The organism is Kitasatospora sp. MY 5-36 (assembly GCF_001182915.1).
Lineage (GTDB): Bacteria > Actinomycetota > Actinomycetes > Streptomycetales > Streptomycetaceae > Kitasatospora.
This window is the reverse complement of sequence record NZ_LFVW01000493.1, coordinates 1-8798: the sequence shown is the minus strand read 5'-3', so window position 1 is coordinate 8798 and position 8798 is coordinate 1. Positions and strand designations below refer to the sequence as shown.

At 71.9% G+C, this 8798-nt stretch carries 8 protein-coding genes and 1 pseudogene; 5 read left to right on the top strand and 4 right to left on the bottom strand.

The window, feature by feature from the left end; genetic code table 11:
- From AE652_RS48500 to AE652_RS27980, 4 genes and pseudogenes are all read left to right on the top strand, one after another.
- Positions 1-492: pseudogene (locus AE652_RS48500) on the top strand (hypothetical protein); the annotation flags it as partial.
- Positions 493-502: 10 nt separating this feature from the next.
- A complete protein-coding gene (locus tag AE652_RS27990; protein WP_030248297.1) occupies positions 503-916 on the top strand; it encodes a roadblock/LC7 domain-containing protein in 414 nt (137 codons plus the stop codon).
- A gap of 161 nt (positions 917-1077) precedes the next feature.
- Complete coding sequence (locus AE652_RS44265) at positions 1078-1719, top strand: DUF742 domain-containing protein (protein ID WP_074001503.1); 642 nt, start codon at positions 1078-1080, stop codon at positions 1717-1719.
- On the top strand, positions 1700-2284 hold the full coding sequence (locus AE652_RS27980; RefSeq protein ID WP_049656398.1) for an ATP/GTP-binding protein: 585 nt from the start codon (positions 1700-1702) through the stop codon (positions 2282-2284). The genes AE652_RS44265 and AE652_RS27980 overlap by 20 nt, the downstream gene beginning before the upstream one ends.
- Before the next feature lie 82 nt (positions 2285-2366).
- Here AE652_RS27980 and cimA read toward each other — a convergent pair whose 3' ends face one another.
- The 4 genes from cimA to AE652_RS27960 form a co-directional block, all read right to left on the bottom strand.
- The gene (cimA, locus tag AE652_RS27975; protein ID WP_049656396.1) at positions 2367-3971 is read right to left on the bottom strand and encodes a citramalate synthase; all 1605 of its coding nucleotides are present in this window, start codon (positions 3969-3971) and stop codon (positions 2367-2369) included.
- Between the two features lie 355 nt (positions 3972-4326).
- Entirely contained in the window at positions 4327-5439 is a 1113-nt protein-coding gene (locus AE652_RS27970) for a branched-chain amino acid aminotransferase (protein WP_049656394.1), read from the bottom strand.
- A gap of 198 nt (positions 5440-5637) precedes the next feature.
- Positions 5638-6675, bottom strand: a complete 1038-nt coding sequence (locus AE652_RS27965) for a 3-isopropylmalate dehydrogenase (protein WP_049656392.1) — start codon at positions 6673-6675, stop codon at positions 5638-5640.
- 9 nt (positions 6676-6684) lie between these two features.
- On the bottom strand, positions 6685-7302 hold the full coding sequence (locus AE652_RS27960; RefSeq protein ID WP_234348568.1) for a Uma2 family endonuclease: 618 nt from the start codon (positions 7300-7302) through the stop codon (positions 6685-6687).
- Positions 7303-7597: 295 nt separating this feature from the next.
- On the opposite strand from AE652_RS27960, the gene AE652_RS46635 reads away from it, so the two are divergent.
- On the top strand, positions 7598-8798 hold a 1201-nt coding region (locus tag AE652_RS46635), incomplete at its 3' end, for a YfhO family protein (protein ID WP_049656403.1).

Sequence of the window (8798 nt, the reverse complement as noted above, 5' to 3'; positions counted from 1 at the left end):
GGCCTCCCCGCCGCGCCGGCCGGCGGCGGCCAGTCCGGCGACAGCCCGAACTGGTTCGCCGGCGCCAAGGACACCTCGGCGCCCGAGACCCAGCGCGGCCACGACGTGTCCTCGCTCGGCGGTTACGGCCCGACCGGCCCGACCGCCCGCGCCGCCTGGCAGTCGCCGAACGACGGCGACTGGCAGCGGGCCGAGCAGCTGCGCGAGCCCTCCTCCAGCGGCACCACCGGTGCCGGTCTGCCGCGGCGCGTGCCCAAGCAGAACCTGGTGCCCGGCAACGCCAAGTCCACCCCGCAGGACGGGCCGCAGGTCTCCCGCAGCCCGGAGGAGGTCCGTGGCCGCCTCACCAACCTGCGCCGCGGTGTGGAGCAGGGCCGCAGTGCCGGTAACACCGGAAGCTTCCGGATCGACCCCGATCAGGTAGACCAGTCCGGCAACGGACAGAACCGGAGCACCGATCTCTTCGGCGGCTCGAACCACCAGGAGCGTTGAGTTGACTCAGATGAGCCAGGCCGCACAGAACCTGAACTGGCTGATCACCAATTTCGTGGACAACACCCCCGGGGTGTCCCACACCGTGGTGGTCTCCGCGGACGGCCTCCTGCTGTGCATGTCCGAGGGCTTCCCCCGGGACCGCGCCGACCAGCTCGCCGCCGTCGCCTCCGGCCTCACCTCCCTCACCTCCGGCGCCAGCCGGATCTTCGAGGGCGGCGAGGTCAACCAGACCGTCGTCGAGATGGAACGGGGCTTCCTGTTCCTGATGGCCGTCAGCGACGGCTCCGCACTCGCCGTCCTGGCCGCGCCGGACTCCGACATCGGCCTCGTCGGCTACGAGATGGCCCTGCTCGTCGACCGCGCCGGCGCCGTCCTCACCCCCGCACTCCGCGCGGAACTCCAGGGCAGTCTCCTGCACTGACGGTTCGTCGGATACCGTCCAGGTATTCGAAGTACCTCCGCGTCCTTCCCGGGCCCGCTTCGGCGGGCTCGGGTTCGGACGTTGTACGGCCTTCGCACCACCGGCTCCGGACCTGCGCCGAAGCTCGCACCGCACCGCCGCACCCTGTGAGGAGAGGAACCGTGACACCGCCCGACGACCGCAGCGGCCAATACGGTGTTCCGTACCCTGGCACAGGCCATGACGCCTTCGGAGCACCCGGCGTCGGCCACGGTCAGCAGTACGGCCGGCACCAGTACGGACAGCCCCGGCAGCCGTACCCCCGGCCCGAAGAGCAGTACGGCCAGTACGACCAGTACGCCCGGCAGCCCTCGTACGGCGCCCCGGCGCCCGGCTACCCGGCCCCGGCGCCCGAGCCGGACCCCGGCTACCTGCCCGCCCAGGAGCCCGGCCACGTCGAGGAGTTCGAGGACGAACCCGACTCCGGCCCGCTGATCCGCCCGTTCGCGATGACCGGTGGCAGGACCAGGCCGCGCTACGAACTCGCGCTGGAGGCCCTGGTCTCCGCCGACGTCGACCCGCAGCGCATGGCCACCCTGCTCCCCGAGCACCAGCGGATCTGCACGCTGTGCACGGAGGTCAAATCCGTCGCGGAGGTGTCGGCGCTGCTCTCCCTTCCCCTGGGAGTGGCCCGCATCCTCGTGGCCGACCTTGCCGAGGCCGGCCTGGTCGCCATCCACCAGCCCGCTTCCGGCGGCGAAACCGGAAACCAGCCCGACGTCACGCTGCTCGAAAGGGTCCTCAGTGGACTTCGCAAGCTCTAACGCGGCCGCCCCCACCCGCGCCACCACCTCCGCGAAGATCGTCGTCGCGGGCGGCTTCGGCGTCGGCAAGACCACGCTCGTCGGCGCCGTCTCCGAGATCAACCCCCTGCGCACCGAAGCCGTCATGACCTCGGCCTCCGCCGGCATCGACGACCTCAGCCACGTCTCCGGCAAGACGACCACCACCGTCGCCATGGACTTCGGCCGCATCACCCTCGACGAAGACCTCATCCTCTACCTCTTCGGCACCCCCGGACAGGACCGCTTCTGGTTCATGTGGGACGACCTCGTCCGAGGCGCCATCGGAGCCGTCGTCCTCGTCGACACCCGCCGCCTCGCCGACTGCTTCCCCGCCCTCGACTACTTCGAGAACAGCGGACTGCCCTTCGTCGTCGCCCTCAACGGCTTCGACGGACACCAGCCCCACACCCCCGACGAAGTCCGCGAAGCACTCCAACTCGGCGCCGACCCCCCCGTCATCCCCCTCGACGCCCGCCGCCGCGACAGCGCCAAGAGCGCCCTCATCACCCTCGTCGAACACGCCCTGCTCGCCCGGCTTCGGTGATCGCGCACGACCGTGGCCCGCGGGACTTCGTACGAAGTCCCGCGGGCCACAGGCATGTCGGGCACCGACCGGCCCGGGCCGGCTACTCGGTCGGCTCCAGGCCGGCCCGGATCAGGCCGTAGGTGTACGCGTCCTCCAGCGCCAGCCAGGAGGCGGCGACCACGTTGTCGGCCACGCCCACCGTCGACCAGGTGACGGAGCCGTCGGTGGACTCGATCAGCACCCGGGTCTTGGAACCGGTGCCGTGCTGGCCCTCCAGGATGCGGACCTTGTAGTCCACCAGCTCGAAGGTGGCCAGCGGCGGGTAGATGCCCTCCAGGGCCGCGCGCAGTGCCTGGTCCAGCGCGTTGACCGGGCCGTTGCCCTCGCCGGTGGCGATCCGGCGCTCGCCCTTGGCCCACAGCTTGACGGTGGCCTCGTTGCCCGTGAAGCCCTTCGGGCCCTGCTCGCTGATGGTCCGCCAGGACTCCAGGGTGTAGAAGCGGTCCCGGCTGCCGCGCACCTCGTCGCGCAGCAGCAGCTCGAAGGAGGCGTCGGCGGACTCGTAGGTGTAGCCGAGGTTCTCCTGCTCCTTCACCTTGGCCACCACCCGGCCGGCCAGGTCCCGGTCGCTGGAGAGGTCGTAGCCGAGCTCCTTGCCCTTGAGCTCGACGGAGGCCCGCCCGGCCATGTCGGAGACCAGCATCCGCATGGTGTTGCCGACCCGCTCGGGGTCGATGTGCTGGTACAGGTCCGGGTCGACCTTGATCGCGGAGGCGTGCAGGCCCGCCTTGTGGGCGAACGCCGAGAAGCCCACGTACGGCTGGTGGGTGGAGGGGGTCAGGTTGACCAGCTCGGCGATCGCGTGCGAGATCCTGGTCATCTCGGCCAGCCGGCCCGCGGGCAGCACCCGGCGGTCGTACTTGATCTCCAGCGCGCCGACCACCGGGAACAGGTTGGCGTTGCCGACCCGCTCGCCGTAGCCGTTGGCGGTGCACTGCACGTGGGTCGCGCCGGCGTCCACCGCGGCCAGGGTGTTGGCCACCGCGCAGCCGGTGTCGTCCTGGGCGTGGATGCCGAGCCGGGCCCCCGTCCTGGCCAGCACGTCGGCGACGATCTCCCGGACGCCGCCCGGCAGCATCCCGCCGTTGGTGTCGCAGAGCACCACCACGTCCGCGCCGGCCTCGTGCGCGGTGCGGACCACCGACACGGCGTACTCGGGGTTCGCCCGGTAGCCGTCGAAGAAGTGCTCGCAGTCGATGAACACCCGCCGGCCCCGCGAGCGCAGGAACTCGACGCTGTCCCGGACCATCTCCAGGTTCTCGTCCAGGGTGGTGCGCAGCGCGAGCTCCACGTGCCGGTCGTGCGCCTTGGCCACCAGGGTGATCACCGGGGCGCCGGAGGTGACCAGCGCGGCCAGCTGCGGGTCCTCGGACGCCTTGCCGCCGGCCCGGCGGGTGGCGCCGAAGGCGACCAGCCGGGCGTGCTCCAGCTCCAGCTCGACGGCGGCCCGGGCGAAGAACTCGGTGTCGCGCGGGTTCGCCCCGGGCCAGCCGCCCTCGATGAAACCGACCCCGAACTCGTCCAGGTGCCTGGCGATGGCCAGCTTGTCCGCCACCGTCAGGTTGATGCCCTCGCGCTGCGCTCCGTCGCGCAGCGTGGTGTCGAACACGTGGAAACTGTCGTCGGTACGGGTGACCTCGGTCATGACCCCTGGTTCTCCGTTTCGGGGAGGTTGGGTACTGCTCTGCCGGACGTTCTCGTCCCGGCTCCACTGTCCATGGTCCCGCGCGCGGTCCCGGTGTCCCCGGGCCCCTTGTGGGGGCCGTCGGCCGGTCCGGGAGAAACAAAAAGACCCCTCGCGGGTGCGAGAGGTCTGCGCGCGGGTCTGGACGCTAGTGGTCGCTCCGCATCGGGTCCAGCGGAAACGGTCACTGCGGACCGGCGCGCCTGCTGCTAATAATCAGCGAAAGCGAGGACACGCTGGCAGTCTGGCACAGCTTCCGCGATCCGGCCCGCCCGTCTCGGGATGCGAAACGGGGCAGGCCGGCCGGGGTGCGGGATCAGACGATCCGGTGCAGCCAGTGGTGGGTGTCCGGGGTCTGGCCGCCCTGGATGGACAGCAGCGCCTTGCGGAGCTCCATGGTGACCGGGCCGGGCTCGCCGGCGCCGACCGTCCAGTCGGCGGCGGCGGACTTCACCGAGCCGACCGGGGTGATGACGGCGGCGGTGCCGCAGGCGAAGACCTCGGTGAGGGTGCCGTCGGCGTTGGCCTGCTGCCACTCGTCGGTGGAGATCCGGCGCTCCTCGACGGCGTAGCCGAGGTCCGAGGCCAGCTGGAGAAGCGAGTCGCGGGTGATGCCGGGCAGCAGGGCGCCGGACAGCTCCGGGGTGACGATCCTGGCGTCCTTGCCCTCGCCGAAGACGAAGTACAGGTTCATGCCGCCCATCTCCTCGACCCACCGGTGCTCGGCGGCGTCGAGCCAGACCACCTGGTCGCAGCCCTTCTCGGCGGCCTGGGCCTGGGCGACCAGCGAGGCCGCGTAGTTGCCCGCGCACTTGGCGGCGCCGGTGCCGCCGGGGGCGGCCCGGACGTACTCCTTGGACAGCCAGACCGAGACCGGCTTGATGCCGCCCTGGAAGTAGGCGCCGGCCGGCGAGGCGATGATCATGAAGAGGTAGGAGTTGGCCGGGCGGACGCCCAGGCCGACCTCGGTGGCGAACATGAACGGGCGCAGGTAGAGGCTCTGCTCCGGCTCGTTCGGCACCCAGTCCCGCTCCTGGCGGACCAGCAGCTCGACGGCCTCGACGAAGGCCTCCACCGGCAGCTCCGGCATCGCCAGGCGGCGGGCCGAGGCCTGGAAGCGGGCGGCGTTGGCCTCCGGGCGGAAGGTGGCGATGGAGCCGTCGGCCTGGCGGTAGGCCTTCAGGCCCTCGAAGATCGCCTGGCCGTAGTGGAGGGTCATGTTCGCCGGGTCGATCTCCAGCGGCGCGTACGGCACCAGCTGGGCGTCGTGCCAGCCCACGCCCTCGGTCCAGCGGATGGTGACCATGTGGTCGGTGAAGACCCGGCCGAACCCGGGGTTGGCCAGCCGGGCCTCGCGCTCCGCTGCGGGCAGCGGGTGGGCGGAGGGCTTGAGGTCGAACGTGATGGGCGCCTGGGTGGCCGTGCTCATGGCTGATTCCTTCACCGTGGGGTTGGTCCGGGCCGCCACCGCCGCAGATACGTTTCGGCAAACTTCACCGGAATGGACGCACAACGGCACGGCCCACTGTCGATACTCGCATCCAGAGGGCCGTGCCGAACAGCTGCAAGCTGCGGTGATGTGCGGTCCGGCCCCGTCAGCCGGAACCGTGTGTTCGGATCCGGCCGGTCAGCCGGCTACTCGGGCGACGAGCGCGTCGCCGACCTGGGAGGTGCCGCGGGCGCCCGAGCGCTCGGCCAGGTCCGCCGCGACGGCGGCCTCGACCGCGGCGGCCTCGGCGGCGAAGCCGAGGTGCTCCAGCAGCATCGCGACCGACAGCACGGTGGCGGTCGGATCGGCCTTGCCCTGGCCGGCGATGTCCGGCGCCGAGCCGTGCACCGGCTCGAACATCGACGGGAACTCGCCGCTCGGGTTGATGTTGCCGCTCGCGGCCAGGCCGATCCCGCCCGTGACGGCGGCGGCCAGGTCGGTCAGGATGTCACCGAACAGGTTGTCGGTGACGATGACGTCGAACCGCTCCGGCTGGGTGACGAAGAAGATGGTCGCCGCGTCGACGTGCAGGTAGTCGGTGGTGACCTCGGGGAACTCCCGGCCGACCTCGGCGAAGATCCGCGTCCACAGGTGCCCGGCGTGCACCAGCACGTTGTTCTTGTGCACCAGGGTGAGCTTCTTGCGCGGCCGCGCCTGCGCCCGGCGGTAGGCGTCGCGCACCACGCGCTCGATGCCGTACGCGGTGTTCAGGCTGACCTCGGTGGCCACCTCCTGCGGCGTCCCGGTGCGCAGCGTGCCGCCGTTGCCGACGTACGGGCCCTCGGTGCCCTCGCGGACGACCACGAAGTCGATCTCCGGCTGGCCGGCCAGCGGGGACGACACCCCGGGGAAGAGCCGGCCCGGACGCAGGTTGATGTGGTGGTCGAAGGCGAACCGCAGCTTGAGCAGCAGCCCCCGCTCCAGCACGCCCGACGGCACGCTCGGGTCGCCGATGGCGCCCAGCAGGATCGCGTCGTGCGACTTCAGCTCGGCCAGGACGTCGTCCGGCAGCGTCTCCCCGGTCCGGTGGTAGCGCCGGGCCCCGAGGTCGTACTCGGTGGTCTCCAGCTTCACGTCGGCGGGAAGCGCGGCACCCAGGACCTTGAGGCCTTCGGCCACCACTTCCTGGCCGATGCCGTCACCGGGGACTACTGCGAGACGAATGGTGCGAGACATGCTCGGACCCTACTCCGCCGTCCCAGGTACTGACACCTGCCGTCCACCATGCGGACGGTCAAGGGTGGCCGTAAACGGAAACGGGCGTCGAACTGTCAGACGCTCCTGGAAGGTTCCACTCGGCACGTACTGACCCGAGGCCGCGTCCAACTCGTACGTGTGGGCAACAGGCCGCCCCTGCTCGCACTCGATGCGCCAGAAGTGACGAATTCCGGCAGCCGCGTACTTTCGTGGCTTGATCTCACGATCCCACTCCGCCTCGCCTTCCTCGACCACCTCGACGACCAGCACGACGTCCTGGGGGAGCCAGAACGTCTGCCCAGGACCGCTCCCCACCCGGGAATCAACCACCATGAGGTCGGGCTCCGGCCGATTGCGGGAATCGATCTTCAGCCCCATCTGCCACCACACCTCCCAGCCCTCCGGCACTTGGTCGGCCAGTTGGCGGTCAAGCCAGCTGACCGTCCCGGCGTGGAAGATCGTCTGGCGGACGGAGAACACCAGGCTTCCGCACAGCAGCTCCGTATGGGGCGGGAGCTGTTGCAAGCGGTCCACATCGTCCGCGGTGTAACCGGCAGCCGGCGGCCTCAACCACTCCGGCATCTCCCCAGCGATTTCTGCTGCCACGGAAGCACCGTCTCAGCTCGAATCCCGGCGATGCCATCGCCTCACTCCTTCGAGGGAGCGCGTGCGACGCGGGGGGCGCCCGGGGCGTGCTTAGGGCGTGTCTGACCATTGGCGTCGGATCAGGGCGCGGCGTTGGAGTGCGTGCATCGCAAGGCGGAGGAGGGAGTCCATGCGGAGCATCGGCGACCGACGACAACGCGGCGAGGTGCGTGCCCCGGCGTCGCGCACCCGGCGGGAATCGTCAGACACGCCCTAGGGTGGCGGGGTCCGGCGAGGCGTGTGGAACGGGGTGCGGATGGGCGAGCGGCGGCGGGAGGTGCTGGTCTGCGCGGGTGCGGCGGGGCTGGCGATGGGCGGGTACGGCCTGGCGGCGGCGGTGCGCGGGCGGTGGCCGGCCGGGGCGGAGGCGGTCGCCGTGCCGTACCACGCCCACCTGTGGGACCTGCTGCACGGGCAGGCCGCCGGGGACCTGCTGTTCAACTGGAACAGCGGCTACGGGGCCCCGTTCCTGGCGGACTTCTTCGCCTACCTGATGAACCCCTTCTCCTGGCCCACCGCGCTCCTCCCCCGCGACCAGGGCCGGCTCGCCGTCCTCCTGGTCACCCTGGCCACCATCGGCCTGGGCACCGCCCTGATGGCCCGGCTGCTCGGCCGGCTGCACCCCGGCCCCCGGTGGCTGCGGGTGTTCGCCGCCGTCGGGTACGGGCTGTGCGCCTGGGTGCTGGACGTCGGCGGGGCCGCCCCGATGTGGCTCTGGGGCCTGGTCTCGCTGCCCCTGCTCGGCCTGGCCGCCGACTGGTGCCTGCGCGAGAAGCACTGGGTGGCCGGCGCGCTGTGCGTCGCGCTCGCCTGGACGGGCAACCTGTACACCGCCGCGCTGGCCACCCTGGCGGCCGGACTGCTGTTCGCCGTCCGGCTGTTCGCCGCCCCGCTCCCGTTGCGCCACCGGGTCCGGGCCACCGGCCGGGCCGTCACCACGGCCACCGCCGGGGTGCTGCTCGCCTCCCCCGTGCTGTTCGTCGCGGTGCTGGCCACCGGCCGGGCCCAGCCGGAGTCCCCGGTCGAGCCGCTGGGCCCGTCCGGTGTCGCCGCCCACCTCTCCCGGCTGCTGCCCGCGGCCCATGGCGGGCAGCAGCTGCCGGACGTGGCGATCGGCGTGTTCGGGCTGCTGGTGGTGTGCGGGTTGCCGTTCAACCGGCGGGTGCGGGCTCGGGAGCGGGCCCTGTGGTGCGCGGCGCTGGTGCTGGTGGCGGTCGGCTTCCTCTGGACCCCGACGGTGCTGGTCTGGCACGGCCTGGCGATCCCGGCCGGCGGGCCGTACCGGGTGGCCTTCGTGCTCAGCGGGCTGCTGGTGCTGGCGGGCTGGGTCTCGCTGGCGCACCGCCCGGACCGGCTCACCGTGCTGGGCGGCGCCGCCGTGGTGGCGGTGATCGCCGGCCTGGCGGCGGGCCGGCCCGCGGTGCGCCCGGCCACCTGGGTGCTGCTGGCCGTCGGCG

What these genes read in the sequence shown, in the direction of transcription:
- AE652_RS27990 (WP_030248297.1), top strand. Translation starts at nt 503, where the DNA reads ATGAGCCAGGCCGCACAGAACCTGAACTGGCTGATCACCAATTTCGTG.
- cimA (WP_049656396.1), bottom strand. Translation starts at nt 3,971, where the DNA reads ATGACCGAGGTCACCCGTACCGACGACAGTTTCCACGTGTTCGACACC.
- AE652_RS27970 (WP_049656394.1), bottom strand. Translation starts at nt 5,439, where the DNA reads ATGAGCACGGCCACCCAGGCGCCCATCACGTTCGACCTCAAGCCCTCC.
- AE652_RS27965 (WP_049656392.1), bottom strand. Translation starts at nt 6,675, where the DNA reads ATGTCTCGCACCATTCGTCTCGCAGTAGTCCCCGGTGACGGCATCGGC.